This window comes from Celerinatantimonas sediminis (assembly GCF_046054195.1).
In the GTDB taxonomy this organism is placed as follows: domain Bacteria; phylum Pseudomonadota; class Gammaproteobacteria; order Enterobacterales; family Celerinatantimonadaceae; genus Celerinatantimonas.
Window position 1 is genome coordinate 52,984 of record NZ_JBEQCS010000019.1, and the last position, 16,699, is coordinate 69,682.

At 44.9% G+C, this 16,699-nt stretch carries 15 protein-coding genes and 1 pseudogene; 6 read left to right on the plus strand and 10 right to left on the minus strand.

The annotated features are described in order from the left end of the window. The first annotated feature begins 39 nt into the window (after nt 1–39). The gene (cysE, locus tag ABTQ23_RS17700) at nt 40–819 is read left to right on the plus strand and encodes a serine O-acetyltransferase (RefSeq protein WP_408617086.1); all 780 of its coding nucleotides are present in this window, start codon (nt 40–42) and stop codon (nt 817–819) included. 258 nt (nt 820–1,077) lie between these two features. On the opposite strand, the gene ABTQ23_RS17705 is transcribed toward cysE, so the two are convergent. Continuing rightward, nucleotides 1,078–1,329, minus strand: a complete 252-nt coding sequence (locus ABTQ23_RS17705) for a DUF1653 domain-containing protein (RefSeq protein ID WP_408617087.1) — start codon at nt 1,327–1,329, stop codon at nt 1,078–1,080. A 95-nt stretch (nt 1,330–1,424) separates the two neighbouring features. Here ABTQ23_RS17705 and ABTQ23_RS17710 point away from each other — a divergent pair, with 95 nt between their 5' ends. Beyond that, complete coding sequence (locus ABTQ23_RS17710) at nt 1,425–1,637, plus strand: cell division protein ZapB (protein WP_408617088.1); 213 nt, start codon at nt 1,425–1,427, stop codon at nt 1,635–1,637. A gap of 52 nt (nt 1,638–1,689) precedes the next feature. On the opposite strand, the gene rraA is transcribed toward ABTQ23_RS17710, so the two are convergent. The 7 genes and pseudogenes from rraA to priA all read right to left on the minus strand — a co-directional run bounded on the left by rraA (nt 1,690) and on the right by priA (nt 11,100). Continuing rightward, on the minus strand, nt 1,690–2,178 hold the full coding sequence (gene rraA, locus ABTQ23_RS17715) for a ribonuclease E activity regulator RraA (RefSeq protein ID WP_408617089.1): 489 nt from the start codon (nt 2,176–2,178) through the stop codon (nt 1,690–1,692). Nucleotides 2,179–2,312: 134 nt separating this feature from the next. After that, nucleotides 2,313–4,162 (minus strand): annotated as a pseudogene (locus ABTQ23_RS17720) (choice-of-anchor I family protein). A 185-nt stretch (nt 4,163–4,347) separates the two neighbouring features. Continuing rightward, nucleotides 4,348–5,682 (minus strand): ATP-dependent protease ATPase subunit HslU, encoded by a 1,335-nt coding sequence (gene hslU / locus ABTQ23_RS17725; RefSeq protein WP_408617090.1) that lies wholly within the window; start codon nt 5,680–5,682, stop codon nt 4,348–4,350. A 24-nt stretch (nt 5,683–5,706) separates the two neighbouring features. Further along, the gene (hslV, locus tag ABTQ23_RS17730; protein WP_408617091.1) at nt 5,707–6,234 is read right to left on the minus strand and encodes an ATP-dependent protease subunit HslV; all 528 of its coding nucleotides are present in this window, start codon (nt 6,232–6,234) and stop codon (nt 5,707–5,709) included. Between the two features lie 225 nt (nt 6,235–6,459). Next, a complete protein-coding gene (locus tag ABTQ23_RS17735; protein WP_408617092.1) occupies nt 6,460–7,017 on the minus strand; it encodes an SPOR domain-containing protein in 558 nt (185 codons plus the stop codon). A gap of 6 nt (nt 7,018–7,023) precedes the next feature. Beyond that, nucleotides 7,024–8,772, minus strand: coding sequence for an arginine--tRNA ligase (gene argS / locus ABTQ23_RS17740; RefSeq protein ID WP_408617093.1), 1,749 nt, complete (start codon nt 8,770–8,772; stop codon nt 7,024–7,026). 120 nt (nt 8,773–8,892) lie between these two features. Next, complete coding sequence (priA, locus tag ABTQ23_RS17745) at nt 8,893–11,100, minus strand: primosomal protein N' (RefSeq protein ID WP_408617094.1); 2,208 nt, start codon at nt 11,098–11,100, stop codon at nt 8,893–8,895. A 363-nt stretch (nt 11,101–11,463) separates the two neighbouring features. Between priA and rpmE the strand changes: the two genes are divergently transcribed. Next, nucleotides 11,464–11,673 carry a 50S ribosomal protein L31 gene (rpmE, locus tag ABTQ23_RS17750; RefSeq protein WP_408617127.1) on the plus strand — a complete coding sequence of 70 codons (210 nt, stop codon included), beginning with the start codon at nt 11,464–11,466 and terminating at the stop codon, nt 11,671–11,673. Between the two features lie 162 nt (nt 11,674–11,835). Here rpmE and kdgR read toward each other — a convergent pair whose 3' ends face one another. Beyond that, complete coding sequence (kdgR, locus tag ABTQ23_RS17755; RefSeq protein WP_408617095.1) at nt 11,836–12,639, minus strand: DNA-binding transcriptional regulator KdgR; 804 nt, start codon at nt 12,637–12,639, stop codon at nt 11,836–11,838. A gap of 311 nt (nt 12,640–12,950) precedes the next feature. Between kdgR and kduD the strand changes: the two genes are divergently transcribed. The 3 genes from kduD (at nt 12,951) to ABTQ23_RS17770 (ending at nt 15,555) form a co-directional block, all read left to right on the plus strand. Continuing rightward, nucleotides 12,951–13,712, plus strand: a complete 762-nt coding sequence (gene kduD, locus ABTQ23_RS17760) for a 2-dehydro-3-deoxy-D-gluconate 5-dehydrogenase KduD (protein WP_408617096.1) — start codon at nt 12,951–12,953, stop codon at nt 13,710–13,712. Nucleotides 13,713–14,042: 330 nt separating this feature from the next. Beyond that, entirely contained in the window at nt 14,043–14,900 is an 858-nt protein-coding gene (gene rpoH / locus ABTQ23_RS17765; RefSeq protein ID WP_408617097.1) for an RNA polymerase sigma factor RpoH, read from the plus strand. Nucleotides 14,901–15,042: 142 nt separating this feature from the next. Beyond that, nucleotides 15,043–15,555, plus strand: coding sequence for a DUF4357 domain-containing protein (locus ABTQ23_RS17770; RefSeq protein WP_408617098.1), 513 nt, complete (start codon nt 15,043–15,045; stop codon nt 15,553–15,555). Here ABTQ23_RS17770 and ald read toward each other — a convergent pair. Then, entirely contained in the window at nt 15,547–16,656 is a 1,110-nt protein-coding gene (gene ald, locus ABTQ23_RS17775; RefSeq protein WP_408617099.1) for an alanine dehydrogenase, read from the minus strand. The two genes, ABTQ23_RS17770 and ald, sit on opposite strands and share 9 nt — an antisense overlap. Between the last annotated feature and the right edge of the window lie 43 nt (nt 16,657–16,699).

A 16,699-nucleotide genomic window follows, 5' to 3' on the forward strand; every position in this document is an offset into this window, starting at 1 on the left:
AGTTGTGTTGCAAGATGTAAGGGGAAAAGATAAATCATTATGATATTTACTCGTCAGCAAGTCTGGGAAAAAATAGTAACTGAAGCTCGTGAGCTGACAGTTGATGAACCGATGTTGGGTTCGTTTTTTCATGCGACTATTTTAAATCACAAAAGCTTACGCTCGGCGTTAAGTTTTCAGTTGGCGAGCAAGCTTGATAGCACAACTGTACAGTCGATTGTGCTGCGAGAGATTATTGAAGAAGCTTTTCGCAGTGAAACCGATATCTTAGATGCAGCTGCCGCTGATATTGTTGCGGTCGTCGATAGAGACCCTGCGGTGAATCATTACGCTATTCCGCTTTTGTACCTCAAAGGGTTTCATGCACTGCAAGGTTATCGTGTTGCTCATTGGCTTTGGAAAAATAACCGTCAGTCATTGGCAAGTTATCTGCAAAACCAAATCTCAGTAGTCTTTGGTGTCGATGTGCATCCTGCCGCGCAAATTGGTCGCAGTATCATGTTGGATCACGCAACCGGAATCGTCGTGGGTGAAACGGCAATCATTGAGGATGAAGTTTCTATTTTGCAGTCGGTGACGCTTGGTGGGACAGGTAAAGAAAGCGGTGACCGTCATCCAAAGATCCGTCGTGGCGTGATGATTGGTGCTGGAGCTAAAATTCTTGGCAATATTGAAGTGGGTCGGGGCGCTAAAGTTGGTGCAGGAAGCGTGGTTTTACAAGATGTTCCTGAGCATACAACGGTTGCTGGCGTCCCTGCTAAGATAGTGGGCCGCCCTGAATGTGACAGCCCTGCGAGTACGATGAGTCAATCTATCTAGGGGAGGTTGATCTTTGGTGGTTGAATTTTGTTCAAATTAAACGCATTTTGAACGCGGCGCATCCTGTGTCGCTTAATGAGTTAAGCAAGCAGGGTGCAACAAAGTTCAGGATGCGTTTAAATGAACCCGAAGGGCTGTATCTGAGAGGAATTTATCCAGCGTTAAACGTTTTTTGTGCAGAACTACAAGGCCACAACGTTTATCTGCCTAAATTCCTCTAAGATTGCTGCAAAACTAATCACAAAAGGTCAACAGCCCCTAGCTATTATTATCAATTCGCTGAAATCTAATGCAGCTTTTGCCATCTTTTTCAGCGGGTTGATTAAATAAGCTCAACGGTCGCACCCACAATTGGCGCTCGCCATATAATGGTCGGTAAATTACCATCCATTCTTGCGTTTCACTATGGCGGGCAGCGTCTAAAACTTCGTAATTATTTCCCTTAAAATGACGGTAGATACCGGCTTTGGGAATGTTGTTTGGTTTTTCATCAGATGATGATGTGCTCATGCTGAACTCCTTGTTGACTTGCTGTGACAAGGGTATGCTTCGAGCAAGCCGTAAATCTAATTATCGCGCGTTTATTCTACTTGATAGGAGCAGCTATGTCGTTTGAATTACTAGAAGAGCTGGAAGCTAAAATCCAGGCCGCAGTGGAAAATATTGAATTGTTAAGAATGGAAGTTGATGAACTTAAAGAACAAAACAGCCAGTTAAGTGATGAAAATAATCGCCTCCATCAAGAGCAACAAGCTTGGCAGGATCGTCTGAAATCATTATTGGGACGAATTAATAACGTTAATTCTGAGCAAGAATAAAGCGCGATTCTGTATAGAAAAACAGCAGCTAAGTTAGCTGCTGTTTTTTTGTCTATTCTAAATCAAGCGCATCAGGTGAGAGAATAATCCCTGTGGTGTCAGCATATAAATGATCTTCAGGTAAGAAAGTAACCCCAGCAAAGTTTACCGGAACGTTAATTTCGCCGTTTTCATCTTCAAAATCAGCACCAACAGGAATGGATGCCATGGCATGAATGCCAATATCGAGATCTTCAAGGGCATCTACATCGCGGATACAACCGTAAACTACAATGCCTTCCCAGCCATTTTCTAATGCAGTTGTTGCCATAGCTTCATCAATTAGCGCTCGTCGCATTGAGCCGCCGCCATCGATAAGTAATACTTTGCCTTCACCATCTTCTTGAATGACTTGGTTGATGAGCCCGCTGGCTTCAAAGCATTTAATCGTGACGATAGAGCCGCCGAAAGAAGTTTGACCGCCGTAGCTAGCAAATATGGGTTCAACCACATCAACTGTGTCTGCATAGATGTCGCATAATTCCGATGTGTTGTATTCCATAGTAAGATCTCGCTGCTTGATGACTTATGGCCCAAGTATAAACCCTAAGTTTCCGTTTTCAATTGAAAAAATGTGACCAAGTGTTAACTGAGTGAGGGAATCGGTATCCCTTCACAAAATTTTGCGCCTTTTAACTAGTTAAACAGCAATTGATAAATACTGGTAGTGCCACTGACTTCATTACCAACGGCAATATAATGACGACCTTGACGGGTAAAGTATTTAATTGACTCTGGTCCTAAATCGCCTGCTGCTGGATTGTATTGATGATTGGCGCATTCACCATCGGTATGGCTCTTGGTACAAACGGGTGCGTTAAAGTTTCGATGGTTCATGTAGGTTACAAACTGCGCTCCAGCTGGTTTTGAGATGTCGTAGACAAATATACCGCTTTGGCGCTCTAATCCGATAACCGCGTAATCATGACCATTAATATGTGCGACCTCTAATGCTTCAGGTTCACTTCCTTTGTCGTCACTGCGTTTATCACTGCTAAGATTGCTATCATTGTTGGCATTAAAGTTTGCTCCGTCATAGTGATGAATCAGATAGGCAAATTCATCGCCACTATCAAAGACGAGCGAGCCATCTTCGCGCCAGATAGAAAAGGAGCGGGCACCATAACTATGTAACACCTCGGTGGCATTAAGCGCCATAGTGGGTTTGATAAATTTCAGCCGAGCTAACTGGTTGTTATCTTTAAGTGCGTGATACAACGGGTGAGTTTTTGGCACGATTAGGTGCTTGCCGCGAATTTCATCGCTATAGACGATACAAGTGCCTTTTTTCATGGTGTAAGCCGGTGTTTGGCTGTAGTCATCACCATCCCAGTTTAAGCCGCGTTCATCACAATCTTGCTCGGTGGTTTGAATGGCGTATTCTCGGCTATCGCCTTCATTTGCACTCACAAGGTAGGTCACACCATCGACTTGATAACTCGCAATGGTGTCGGGCATATAAAGACCTGCTAATTGCGGATAGCCCTTAAGATGACCTGCTATATGGTCTTTGTCTGAGGCATCCAGCATGGCGTGTTGCCACGATTTGTCTCCCAGCGCATAAATGGCTTGGACTTTGGCGCTGGTTATATCGATTTTAGCAATGGCATTGTTTTCCTGAAGCGATACAAAAATCTGCCCTTTGCCGGTAAAAGTGAGGTATTCCGGCTCCAGATCTTGGGCAACAGTTGCGCCTGGTTTTGAGATGCGAACTTGTGCTGGCAATCTGCTCGCTAATGCCCCTGAGCGGTTAAAGGCTTTAAAATCAATCTGCTCGCTAATGCCCCTGAGCGGTTAAAGGCTTTAAAATCAATCTGTTTGACTAGGGCGTTATCTAGGCCTGCTTTGAGGTCAATCAGTGTCACCGAACCTTCGGGATCGCTGGTGTAATCGTTATTAGGTTCACCCTCGTTGGCACTGGCAATATATCGCCCATCAGGTGAAAAACCGACCATATCGGGCAGTGCGCCAGCTTTATAGGTGGTTAATAATTCAAGCGTATCGGCTCGGTATAAGGCAATAATGCCACGCAGTTGTTTATCTTTATTTTCAATGGCAACGGCCACTAAACCATGATGCGTGCTGACACTGTTTGCCGCCCCTATTTCAATACCGGCGCTTGTCGCAGCTTGTGTTAAATCTAAATAAGTACGCTCAACTGGCTGATTTGCGCGATTAAAAACCATGACATCAACGCGTTTGGCATGTGCATTCACAACAAACAGCTGATCGGTGCAGCTATCATAACTGACAATTTCAGCTGCAGATTCATCAAATGGCGCGTCGCTTACATGGGAGCCGATAAATTCAAGTGAGCGCAGTGAAGCATTCGTTGGAGGGATTGCCACTGGGTTTTGGCAGGTAAATGTACTCATTGGATTGGGGGTGATTGCGCTAGTGGATGTAGTTGTACTGGAGGCTGAGCAGCCAGATAAAACGATTGAGAGCAATGAGCCAAGGGCAAAGGCTCTTTGAGAGCGATGCATATCAATATTCCTTTTGAGTGAAGTCCTGCTGCCACTCTAAAAAAGGAAATTTTCGATTATGTGCCATAAACGTGAAGTTTTTATAACAGTCTTATAAACATCACCATCGCGCACGTTTTTAAGGTAAAAAAATAGCTGGCGTTGGTCGCCAGCTATTTCTGAGCAAGGTGTTTAGCCTTAGAAGATTACAGAATAAAGCGTGTTAAATCTTCATCTTCAACTAGCTCACCAAGATGGGCATTCACATATTCAGCATTGATGGTGATGGTTTCACCATCATGGTCGGCAGCGCTAAAGCTGACCTCTTCCATGAGCCTTTCCATCACGGTGTGCAGACGACGAGCCCCGATGTTTTCGGTGCGCTCATTCACCTGCCAAGCTGCATCAGCGATTCGACCAATTCCGTCATCGGTAAATTCAATGTTGACGTTCTCGGTTTTCATCAGTGCTTTGTACTGCATGGTTAGTGATGCATTAGGCTCTGTTAAAATCCGCACGAAGTCGCTGGCTGTCAGGGCATTTAGGCTGACGCGAATTGGCAGACGGCCTTGCAGCTCTGGGATCAGATCCGATGGTTTAGAAACCTGAAAAGCCCCTGAGGCAATAAACAGAATATGATCGGTGCGAACCATGCCGTGTTTAGTATTGACTGTTGAGCCTTCAACCAGTGGCAATAGGTCACGTTGAACTCCTTCGCGACTCACATCAGGACCTGATGATTCGCCACGTTTACAGATTTTGTCAATCTCATCAAGAAAGACAATCCCTTGGTTTTCAACTGCCGCTAATGCTTTTTCTTTGAGCTCTTCTGGGTTTAATAGCTTGGCGGCTTCCTCTTCAGTTAGCACTTTTAACGCATCTTTAATCTTCATTTTGCGTTTTTTGCCGTTCTGCTGACTGCCCAGATTTTGGAACATGCTTTGCAGCTGGTTAGTCATCTCTTCCATTCCTGGAGGAGCCATGATTTCAACACCAACTTGAGGCTGCGCGACTTCAACTTCAATCTCTTTATCGTCCAGCTGGCCTTCACGCAGTTTTTTGCGGAAAACCTGACGTGTGTGATTATGGTTTTCTTTGTCGCTATCGTCATTCCAGCTTGATTTAGCCGGTGGCAGCAATACGTCAAGTACTCGCTCTTCGGCATGCTCTTCTGCGCGATAGCGTACTTTTTCCATCTCTAGTTCACGGGTCATTTTCATTGCAACATCAGCGAGATCGCGAATGATAGTATCGACCTCTTTACCAACGTAACCGACTTCGGTGAATTTGGTTGCTTCAATTTTAATAAATGGTGCGTGAGCTAATTTAGCCAAACGGCGGGCAATTTCAGTTTTACCAACGCCTGTTGGGCCAATCATTAGAATGTTTTTAGGCGTCACTTCTTGACGCAGTTCTGGGTCAAGCTGCATGCGTCGCCAACGGTTACGCAGCGCAATCGCAACTGCTCGTTTTGCTTCGGCCTGCCCCACAATATGGCGGTCAAGCTCAGATACGATTTCGCGTGGGGTCATTTCAGACATGTTGGGATCCTGTGAATGATTTGGTTATTCGATGTCGAGTTCTTCAATGGTTTGGTTGGCATTGGTGTAAATACAGATGCTACCGGCAATGGTTAAACTCTTTTCGACAATGTCTTTAGCGTCTAAGTCGGTATTTTCAAGTAGCGCTAATGCTGAGGCCTGTGCATAGGGACCACCGGAACCCATCGCAATGATGTCGTGTTCTGGTTGGAGAACATCGCCGTTACCCGTAATGATGAGCGAGGCTGTTTTATCGGCAACTGCCAATAGGGCTTCTAGGCGTCTTAGCGCACGGTCTGTCCGCCAGTCTTTGGCCAGCTCTACCGCCGCTCGCATTAATTGCCCTTGATGCATTTCAAGTTTCGCTTCAAAGCGCTCGAACAAGGTGAACGCATCTGCTGTGCCACCGGCAAAGCCAGCTAATACCTGGCCGTTATAGAGTCGGCGAACTTTACGGGCGTTGCCTTTCATGACGGTATTTCCCAGGGTAACCTGACCATCACCGCCAAGCACAACTTTGTTGCCGCGACGCACAGATACAATAGTAGTCACAATAAACCTCTCTGTTGCTGAATTAGATCGCGTTACGATCAGCAGATAATGATGAGGATATGGGGGAGCGGCCAAGATTTTTCAAGGGCAGATGGTTGCGGAATCAACTAAGGAATAACAAAAATTGTGAAATGAACCGCTAGCTGATTGATTTCTAATCGATTGCGCGGACATTAAAAAGGGCTGTTATTCACAGCCCATTCTTCAATTGTGGAAGCTTAAAATTTAATCCCAGTTCCAGTACCACAATTGGCAGCCATTAATACCATTGCGTTGCAATAGATGGCGATCACTGTCGGCTGCGCGACGTGTTTTATAAGGGCCCAATACCACGCGATACCAGACTCCATTTTTACCTTCGCTGCGGCGCACTTGGCTTGAAAGGCCGGTAAACGCAACTTTGGCTTTAAAGGTTTCGGCATCATCACGGTTGCGAAAAGAGGCACATTGCATCTGATACTGATGTGCTGCTTTTTTCTGTTTTGGAACCTTCACCTTGACCTGTTTATTTTCCAGCTCTTCGATGTAATCAGGTTCTTTCGGCTGTTTAGGCAGCGGTTTGAGTGTGACTGGTTTCGCTTGGGCAGGCACAACCGCAGTTGGCAATGGTGCCTGCTTGGTTGCGGAATTATTTATTTTATAAAGCAATGTCACAAAGGCGATGATTGCAATCAGCAGAATCACCAGCGCCACGAGTGGGAAACGACGTTTCCCGGTTGGCTTTTTGCCACTTGGCCGCTTTTTATTTGCTCTGGGCTTGCGCCCTACATAATCCCTCGCCATTGTCTGTTACATCCGCTCTAAGGTGTTAATCCCCAACAAGGCCAATCCTTGCTTGATCACTTTGGCGGTTAACGCCGCCAATTGCAAGCGAGAGGCTTTAAGCGAATCATCAGCTGACAGAATTGGACAAGCTTCGTAAAAGCTCATAAATAATCCGCTTAAGTCATACAAATAGTTACATAACAGATGCGGCATCCCTTTGGCCGCAACTTGATGAACGACGTCGTTAAAGGCAATCAACTGTTGAGCCAGTGCTTCTTCTTGTTCTTGGTCAAGTTGCAATGATGCTTGATGCGTTTGTAAGTCAACCTCAGCTTTTCTAAAGATTGCGCAGATACGGGCGTATGCGTATTGTAAATAAGGTGCTGTATTGCCGTTGAAGGCCAGCATATTATCCCAATCGAATACATAGTCAGTGGTGCGACTTTTAGATAAATCAGCGTATTTGACCGCAGCCATTGCGATAGTTAATGCAACTTGTTCCTGCTCTTGCGCTGGCAAATCACTGTTGCGTTCTTTAATCATCTCACGAGCGCGATTTTCAGCTTCATCAAGCAAATCACGCAGTTTTACCGTACCGCCAGCACGTGTTTTAAATGGCTTGCCATCTTTGCCGAGCATCATGCCAAACGCATGGTGTTCTAGTGAAACCGATTCAGGCACATAACCGGCTTTGCGCACAATGGTCCATGCCTGCATCAGATGTTGATGCTGACGGCTGTCGATAAAGTACATGACGCGGTCGGCTTTGAGGGTTTCATAACGATATTTCGCGCAGGCAATATCAGTTGTCGTATAAAGATAGCCACCATCTTTTTTACGAATGATAACGCCCATTGGCAGGCCATCTTTATTTTTAAATTCACTTAAGAAGACGACAATGGCGCCATCATCTTCAACCGCAATGCCTCGGCTCAATAAGTCGTTCACGATATCAGCGAGCATGTCGTTATAGAGGCTTTCACCCATGACATCTTTTTTGCTGAGCGAAACACCCATGCGATCATAAGTTTCTTGGTTGTGGTTTAGGGTAATATCCACCAACTTGCGCCACATTTTATGGCAGTATTCATCACCACCTTGCAAGCGCACTACGTAATTACGAGCACGAAGTGCAAATTGCTCATCGCTGTCGTAACGCTGTTTAGCCTGACGGTAAAAGCTTTCTAAATCCGCCAATCCAATATGGGTTGGGTCAATACCTTGCTCTTTAGCCACATCTTCTAAATTAGCAATTAACATCCCAAACTGCGTGCCCCAGTCGCCAATATGGTTGGCACGAATAACGTTGTTGCCAAGCGCTTCTAACACTCGAACAACGGCATCGCCAATAATAGTGGAACGGATATGACCAACGTGCATCTCTTTGGCAACGTTTGGCGCCGAATAATCGACAACCACGTTTTGCTGCTGATCTTTAATAATCCCTAACGTGTCAGATTGCGCCATTTGCTCAACTTGGCCCGCTAGCCAGTGGCTGTTTAGATAAAAGTTAATAAATCCTGGACCTGCGATTTCGGTTTTTTCAACCAAGTTGCTTTGGGGCAGATTATCGACAATTAATTGCGCTAAATCGCGTGGCTTTTTACCGGCAGGTTTTGAATTAACCAGCGCCAGGTTGGTTGCCAAATCACCATGACTTTTGTCTTTGGTTTTATCCACCATGATGCGAGCACTCAAATCGCTAGCAATCAGCTGCTGTTGTTTGAGTTTGTCTATGGTTGCTTCAAGTAGTTTTACAATGAGCTCTTTCATGGTTGGATTATTACCTGTCTGGCTTTTATATTCGTTCAAAATTCGAGGGCGAACATTTTAACGTCAAATGCAATGAAACACTACAGCTCATTGATTGGCGTGGCTGATTTCTCGTTTAAGTTACATCATATCAATCGGGTCGATGTCTATCGACCAGCGCACTCGCTTCGCTTCGGGCAACGGCTCAAGGTAGTTGATAAGAGCGCTGATCAGCTGATGGAGATTTTTGCGATCTTTAGCCTGAATTAACTGCTGCTGGCGAAATTTTCCGGCTCGTTTGGGCACAGGCGCTTCATTAATCGGAAAAATCCAGCACCCGGTATGCATCTGTTGTTTGGCAAAGTGCTCTAATTTTTGCCCAAGTGCCCCAAGGTTATGCACAGATGTTGCTTCAAAGCGAAGTAGCGCCTGATAACTAAATGGCGGCAGATCTGTAAGTTTTCGTTCGGCCAAGGCAAAACGGGCAAAGTGCCCGTAACCATTATTGATGAGATCCTGCAATAGCTCATGTTCTGGATGGTGCGTTTGCAAATACACCTTACCCGCCATACCGGATCGTCCAGCGCGTCCAGAAACTTGAATAAATAGCTGAGCAAGCCGCTCGGATGCGCGAAAGTCGCTGCTAAACAGTGCATGATCAATATCTAAAATAGCAACCATGGTCACGCTTGGAAAATGGTGACCTTTTGCCAGCATTTGTGTGCCGATTAAAATTTGATGCTGGTTTTGGGTAATTTCATCAAGGACTTGATCCAGTGCGCCTTTGCGCCGAGTGCTATCGCGATCAATGCGAGCAATCGAATAGTCAGGGAATAAATGGGCTAATTCGCTCTCAAGCTGTTCGGTGCCAATCCCGGTTGTGACCAGATGAGTGGAGCCACAATGTTGACACTGTTTGGGAATCGCTCGCTGGCTGCCACAATGATGACATTCTAAATGTGGTGGATGGTTGTGCAGCGTATAAGGACGCTCGCAGCGCTCGCATTCGACCACTTGACCACATTCATGGCATAACAGCGCTGGGGCATAACCGCGGCGATTTAAAAAGAGCATCACCTGTTGGCCTTGGCGCAAGGTCTCTTGCATAGCTTTGAGCACTTGTGGCGAAAGCCCGGCTCGAAGCGGTTGTGAGCGAATATCCACCAGTTCATAACTGGCGACGCTGGCTCGTCCCGCTCGCTCAGTTAGCTCCAGATGTTGATAACGGCCAATTAACGCATTGTTGAGTGTTTCTAGTGCTGGGGTTGCACTGCCCATCACAATCGGGAGTTGTTCAAGTTTAGCTCGCATCAGCGCGACATCACGAGCGTGATAGCGAAAGGTATCTTGTTGTTTAAAAGAGCTGTCGTGCTCTTCATCAATGATGATAATCCCAGGGCGTAACATCGGCGTGAAAAGGGCGCTGCGAGTACCGATGATAATCGCCGCATTGGCATCTTTGGCTTGTAGCCAAGCGACACAGCGCTCTTTGTCATTCAGCCCCGAGTGCAAAATAGCCATTGGCAGATTAAAGCGCTTTTCAAAGCGCGCAATGGTCTGAGCGGTCAACCCTATTTCGGGAACCAGAATGAGAGCCTGTTGTCCTGCTTTTAAAATGGGCTCCAGGATTTGCAGATACACCTCGGTTTTCCCTGAGCCGGTGATCCCATCCAATAGAAAAGGTGCAAATTGTCCGGCTTTGCTATTAATTGCAGCCACTGCGACCGCCTGTTGGCGATTGAGCTTTGGTGGTTGTTCACTTAACTCTTCAAGCCGTTGATAGCGAGTTTGCTGAGTATCAAGTTCGGTTTGTTGTACGTAATGATTGTTAGCCAGAGTACTCAGGATAGTTTGTGAAATGCCTGCTTTGAGAAAAGTCTCGTGCGCGAGTATCTGCTCATGCTCAATAAGTAGTGCCAGCGCTTGGTTTTGACGCGGTGCTTTGGTGGTATTTTTTATCTGTTGATAATAGCTCTTGCCTGCATCAGTCAGTTGCCATGCCTTACATTTAGGATGTTCTGCAAGTGCCCCTTGACGAAGCAGTTTTGGCAATGCCTGCAGGTAAATATCACCCAAGTTATAGTGATAATAACCAGCGGCCCAACACAATAGCCGATGCAATTGCTCATTAAGCAAAGGCTGCTCATCAAGAATGGCCTCGATTGGCCGCAGTTTTTCTATCGCTATCGTTGTTTCATGGGGCAGTTCCACCACAATGGCGGTCATATTGCGTTTACCAAATACCACTCTGACACGCGCACCGATTGCCGGAGTAGGCATCTGCTCGGGGAGCAGATAATCAAAATGGCGACGAATATGAGTTGCCAAGACCACCCGAACCAGACGCATTAGCACCACCTTTTGTTATTAACGATGCTTGAGCGCATGTTGGTGAGCTGTGATGAGCGGTTGGCTTGCATGTAAAGAACCTGATTCATGAAGACAATATAAATGGATAATCAATAGAGTGTATTGGCTTTTATGATGTCAGTCTAACTGCTCTTGGTGGTTAAAACTTATAATTATCGACAAGGGCTCGATAAAAAGTCGGTAACGGTGAAAAAAACACCATAAAAGCATTGCTACAAAGGCCTTGATCCGCTAAAATTCGCGCCCTGAACTGAAGAGCCTTGGCTCTTTTTTATGATTAATGTTTCGTGTGGTGTCTGGCTTCGGGCTTGATAGCGACACGGCCTGATTATGAGGTTTCCCATGAAAACTGGTATTCATCCAGAATATGCAGAACTCGTTGCAACTTGTTCTTGCGGTAACGTGATTAAAACTCATTCAACTCGCCCTGGTAACATCTCTTTAGATGTATGTGACAAATGTCACCCATTCTACACTGGTAAACAACGTGTTGTTGATACTGGTGGTCGTGTTGATCGCTTCAACAAACGTTTCGGTAAATTCGCAAAATAATTTAACCGTTACGACAGAAGCGTTACTCATAAGAGTAGTGATTCTGCATGAAACGAATTATAGAAAGTCTGGTGTTCTTCACCGGACTTTTTTTATGGGTAAATTTTGCAGTGAATATAGATAGCGGTATCACTGCTATCTATATTTAATTTAAAGGACGGTTTATTTAACTGCGAGTTCTGCGCGTTTTGGATAGTGGTGATATCCCAGCTCTGATGAAACTGAAGATGCGGCCTGATGCAGCATCTCAATGTATTCATCCTTGCGGCTTTCTTCAAAGCGAATCGTTGGGAATGAAATACTAAGGCTGGCAATCACGATGCCGAAACGATCAAAAATGGGCACAGCTAAGCAACGTAATCCCTCTTCTTGTTCTTCACAGTCTTCTCCGACTACATTTTCTCTGACGACTGTTAGTTCATCGATGAGTTTTTGATGGTCAGTGATGGTGTTTGCTGTGTGAGGTTCAAATGTAATCGGAGCTAAAATTCGGCGAACTTCTTCTTCGTCTCGGTAGGCCAATAAGACTTTACCAATCCCAGTGCTATAAAGAGGGTTCCGACGACCAACGCGTGAATACATTCTTAGATTATAGCGCGAGTCTATTTTGTGAATGTAGATAATAGCATCGTCATCAAATGCGCCTAAGTGCAATGCTTCACCCGTTTTCTCAGCAATCTTGCGCATTTGTTTATCTGCTAGTGCAATTAAATCGACATGCTCTAGCGCTTTTGATCCAAGTTCAAACAGCTTGAGTGTCAAAGCATATTTTTCACTATCTTCCTCTTGTGAAACGTAGCCTGCTGTCTTCATTGTTTGCAAAAATCGATATACCGTACTTTTGGACATCATGAGCTTTTGCGCAATTTCAGTGATGCCTATCTCTCGTTGCTCTCCTAATGCTTGCAAAATACCAAACACCTTGAGCACGGAGGATACAGATTCGACCTGTTTAGTTGCTCCCATTTATCTATACCTTTTTATTTCAGATTCATGTTTTATGAATTTTGTTGGAAACGAACCGCCTGATAAACGCAAATCATGCGTTTTTTGCAGGAGATAGGTTAAGGGTACGATATTTTTCAAATTTTATAAAACACGATTTTAACGATTTGTATTCTGCATCAAAAAAATATGTGAGCTGCTTCGATAAAATCAATCATAAAATAAAACATCATTTCACATTAGTTGAAATGATGGTTCTCAAAGTCTATAGTAACTGGAAATAAGATTAGTTTTTATTGGTCTAATTCGCACAATGAGGTAAGGGGATAGAAATGTTTCTAGATAAGTTTGATTTGAAAGGAAAAGTTGCCATTGTAACCGGTTGTGATACTGGGTTGGGACAAGGAATGGCGTTAGGTTTAGCGCAAGCTGGTTGTTCAATTGCTGGGATTAATATTGCAGAACCTAGTGATACTATCGCCAAAATGCAGGAAGGCGGTCATAAATTTCTAGATATTCGAGCTGATGTATCAGACACGTCTTTGTTTGATAGTCACATTGACAAAGTACTTTCTGAGTATGGCCAAGTAGATGTTTTGGTCAACAATGCTGGGATTATTCGTCGTCAAGATGCTATCGAGTTTACAGAAAAAAACTGGGATGACGTCATGAATGTGAACATTCGTGCAGTTTTCTTTCTGTCTCAGGCTGTTGCTCGCCAATTTATTAAACAAGGTCATGGCGGCAAAATCGTAAACGTTGCCTCGATGCTTTCTTTCCAGGGTGGGATTCGTGTTCCTTCTTATACTGCTTCTAAAAGTGCTGTCATGGGGGTCACTCGATTACTGGCAAATGAATGGGCAAAACATAATATTAACGTCAATGCGATAGCCCCAGGTTATATGGCTACCAATAACACAGCTGCCCTTCGCGCCGACGAAGAACGATCTAAAGAGATCCTTGATCGTATTCCTGCTGGCCGTTGGGGATTGCCTGAAGATGTTGCTGCACCGGCGGTGTTCTTAGCATCTTCTGCTGCTGATTATATTAATGGTTATACAATCGCTGTTGATGGAGGGTGGTTGGCTCGCTAAATATCGAGTTTGAATAAGTCTATCAACGCTGCGATTAGTGCAGCGTTTGTTTTCTTTTTTTGGGAACTTTTTTGTTAAGAAAGAGTCATATAGAACGGATGATAGATGAGTTTACCGGTTAAATACTTGCGCATTTGCCAATGTCATCATCGTGAACTTTACCAAGCTGGTTATGGGTTAATCGTTATGGCGATCCTCGCAATAGCTGGTAAAATACAGAATTATAGTACCGAGATCCTTTGCCTGAAGATGCCATTGGCAAGGTGAATTTGACGTGGTAGACTCGTTTAAAGGTACCCTGGTCAACTAAATAATCTGTTGAGGTTAGGTATGAGCGATAATTTAACGTCTATGTCTATGGCTTTAGTTCCGCAAGGCAGCATTGAAGCTTATATTCAGACTGTTAACACCATTAAAATGTTAACAGAGGAAGAAGAAAAGGCGTTGGCGCTTCGCTGGTGGGAAAAAGGTGATCTCAAAGCTGCCCGGCAGTTAGTTATGTCTCATCTTCGCTTTGTTGTGCATATTGCCAAAGGCTATTCAGGCTATGGTTTGCCTCAATCTGATCTAATTCAGGAAGGCAACATTGGCTTAATGAAAGCCGTCAAACGTTTTGACCCTCATCATGGGGTTCGTTTGGTGTCTTTTGCTGTGCACTGGATTAAAGCAGAGATTCATGAATACGTATTGCGTAACTGGCGGATGGTTAAAATTGCGACCACCAAAGCACAACGCAAATTGTTCTTTAATCTGCGCAAATCAAAAAAACGTCTGGGCTGGTTTAGCCAAGATGAAATTGATACTGTGGCCAATGCGCTAGGTGTCTCTCAGCGTGAAGTCGTTGAGATGGAATCACGCATGTCTGCTCAGGATCAAGCATTTGATTTGAGCAATGATGATGAAGAACGTGAAGGTAGTTTCGCACCTGTCCAGTTCTTGGAAGATAAATCGTCCGATATTGCTCAGAGTATTGAGCAAGATAACTGGGAAGGTTATGCGGCCAACAAATTGTCGAGTGCACTGAATACACTTGATGATCGTAGCCGTCACATTGTGACTCGGCGTTGGCTTGACGAAGATAAAGCAACATTGCAGGAGTTAGCCGATGAATACGGTGTTTCTGCAGAACGAATTCGTCAGCTTGAAAAAAATGCGATGAAAAAATTGCGTCAAACAATGCAGCTATAATTGTAGTTTTAAGTGAATTCGTAAAAGCCCTGCTTATTGATAAGCGGGGCTTTTTTATTGCCAATTTGAACAAAATATCGTCATTAACTTCTGCGACAAGTTTCTTTATACTCATTACATCAAAAATTATCACGGCTTAAATATGGATAATCAATTGGACATCAGCCAAGTCAGTTTTATTGTTGATGCACAGGGACATCGTCAGGCAGCGATTATGCCGATGAAAATGTACCAACAGCTATTGGCTTTGCAGCAACTGCTTGATGATGGTGGAGCGCAAGCTCAACCTCAGGCTGATTTTTACTTTGAAGTTAAACAAGCCAAAGCTTATGGTTACCCTGTTGGCAGTAAAAGTCGCCCGAATTTTGTGGTGACGAAAGGCTCAAGTGCCAATTTAGGTCTGACTGATTCAATGCGTCCTGCCGTACGTGAATTACGCGCGCAGTTATTGGCCGACTTTGTGCTGGTGGAAGGGCCTGATAGCTATGAATTTTTACGCGATTATCAGTTCGCTAGCCCCAGCTTGGCGGCGTGCCTTATCGCAGGAAATGCTCGCAGCGGTTTAGATGCTTGGCATGACCAGTGGGGCAGAAGCTTAAAAGATCGCGGTTATGGGAAAAAACGCGTAACTCCCAAAAAGGCTAAATCATCGTAAGTCGGCGTAACGGGTATAGGTTAACCCAAGACTTTGTGCAACGGCTTGATGAGTCAGTTGGCCGCGAAAAATGTTTAAGCCGCTTTGTAGCTCGCTGTTACTCTCTAACGCCTGTAGCCCTTGATTTGCCAGTTGCATAATATAAGGTTGTGTCACCTGATTCAGTGCTAAAGTGGCCGTTCGCGCAACTGCCGCTGGCATGTTTGCAACGCAATAATGCACAATCCCATCGACTAAGTAAGTTGGATTTTGATGTGTGGTTGGCGTGGATGATTCGCAGCATCCTCCCTGATCAATTGCAACATCGACAATAACTGCGCCATCTTGCATTTGATTCAAATAGCTTCGCGGAATGAGTTTAGGTGCTTTTGCCCCCGGGATAAGGGCGCCACAAATGACTAAATCAGCATCGCTTAATGCCTGCTTGAGTGCGTAGGTATTTGCATAACGGGTTTGAATCCGGCCATGATAAAGGTTGTCCAGAGCCCTCAAGCGTTGCACATCTTTATCCATCACCAAGACCTGAGCGCCCATCCCAAATGCGATATAAGTGGCGTTACTGCCAACAATTCCCGCGCCTAAAATAACGACTTTTGCAGCTGGAACACCGGCGACACCACTTAATAAAACACCGCGCCCCGAGTGACTTTTTTCGAGGGCATTCGCACCGGCTTGAACACTCAGGCGTCCAGCTATCTCTGACATTGGCAACAGTAGCGGTAATTGTCCGGCGGCATTAGCGACGGTTTCGTAACTAATACAAGTGCATCCACTTGAGAGTAGTTCTTCACATAAGGTGCGATCAGCGGCCAGATGCAGATATGTAAAAAGCATTTGTTCAGCGTGCAACTGGGAACGTTCGATGGCTAAGGGCTCTTTTACTTTTACGATAAGCTCGCCATCGGCAAATATATCTGAGGGGTTATCGCAGATCATTGCCCCAGCTTGTTGGTAGTCTTTATCACTAAAGCCACTGCCGATACCGGCACTTCGTTCAATGAGTAGTTGGTGGCCTGCTTCGACTAGATCGCGAACATTACCAGGGGTCAGCCCAACTCGATGCTCTTGTGATTTTATTTCTTTGGGGACTCCAATACGCATACAGATTTCCAATTTTTATAAGGGTATTAGAAACCTATAGTTC

Bases quoted from the DNA above. Each gene is read 5' to 3' on its own strand.
- hslU (WP_408617090.1), bottom strand. From the start codon at position 5,682: ATGTCTGAAATGACCCCACGCGAAATCGTATCTGAGCTTGACCGCCAT.
- rraA (WP_408617089.1), bottom strand. From the start codon at position 2,178: ATGGAATACAACACATCGGAATTATGCGACATCTATGCAGACACAGTT.
- rpmE (WP_408617127.1), top strand. From the start codon at position 11,464: ATGAAAACTGGTATTCATCCAGAATATGCAGAACTCGTTGCAACTTGT.
- cysE (WP_408617086.1), top strand. From the start codon at position 40: ATGATATTTACTCGTCAGCAAGTCTGGGAAAAAATAGTAACTGAAGCT.
- ABTQ23_RS17710 (WP_408617088.1), top strand. From the start codon at position 1,425: ATGTCGTTTGAATTACTAGAAGAGCTGGAAGCTAAAATCCAGGCCGCA.
- kdgR (WP_408617095.1), bottom strand. From the start codon at position 12,639: ATGGGAGCAACTAAACAGGTCGAATCTGTATCCTCCGTGCTCAAGGTG.
- kduD (WP_408617096.1), top strand. From the start codon at position 12,951: ATGTTTCTAGATAAGTTTGATTTGAAAGGAAAAGTTGCCATTGTAACC.
- rpoH (WP_408617097.1), top strand. From the start codon at position 14,043: ATGAGCGATAATTTAACGTCTATGTCTATGGCTTTAGTTCCGCAAGGC.
- ABTQ23_RS17705 (WP_408617087.1), bottom strand. From the start codon at position 1,329: ATGAGCACATCATCATCTGATGAAAAACCAAACAACATTCCCAAAGCC.
- ABTQ23_RS17735 (WP_408617092.1), bottom strand. From the start codon at position 7,017: ATGGCGAGGGATTATGTAGGGCGCAAGCCCAGAGCAAATAAAAAGCGG.
- priA (WP_408617094.1), bottom strand. From the start codon at position 11,100: ATGCGTCTGGTTCGGGTGGTCTTGGCAACTCATATTCGTCGCCATTTT.
- ald (WP_408617099.1), bottom strand. From the start codon at position 16,656: ATGCGTATTGGAGTCCCCAAAGAAATAAAATCACAAGAGCATCGAGTT.
- argS (WP_408617093.1), bottom strand. From the start codon at position 8,772: ATGAAAGAGCTCATTGTAAAACTACTTGAAGCAACCATAGACAAACTC.
- ABTQ23_RS17770 (WP_408617098.1), top strand. From the start codon at position 15,043: ATGGATAATCAATTGGACATCAGCCAAGTCAGTTTTATTGTTGATGCA.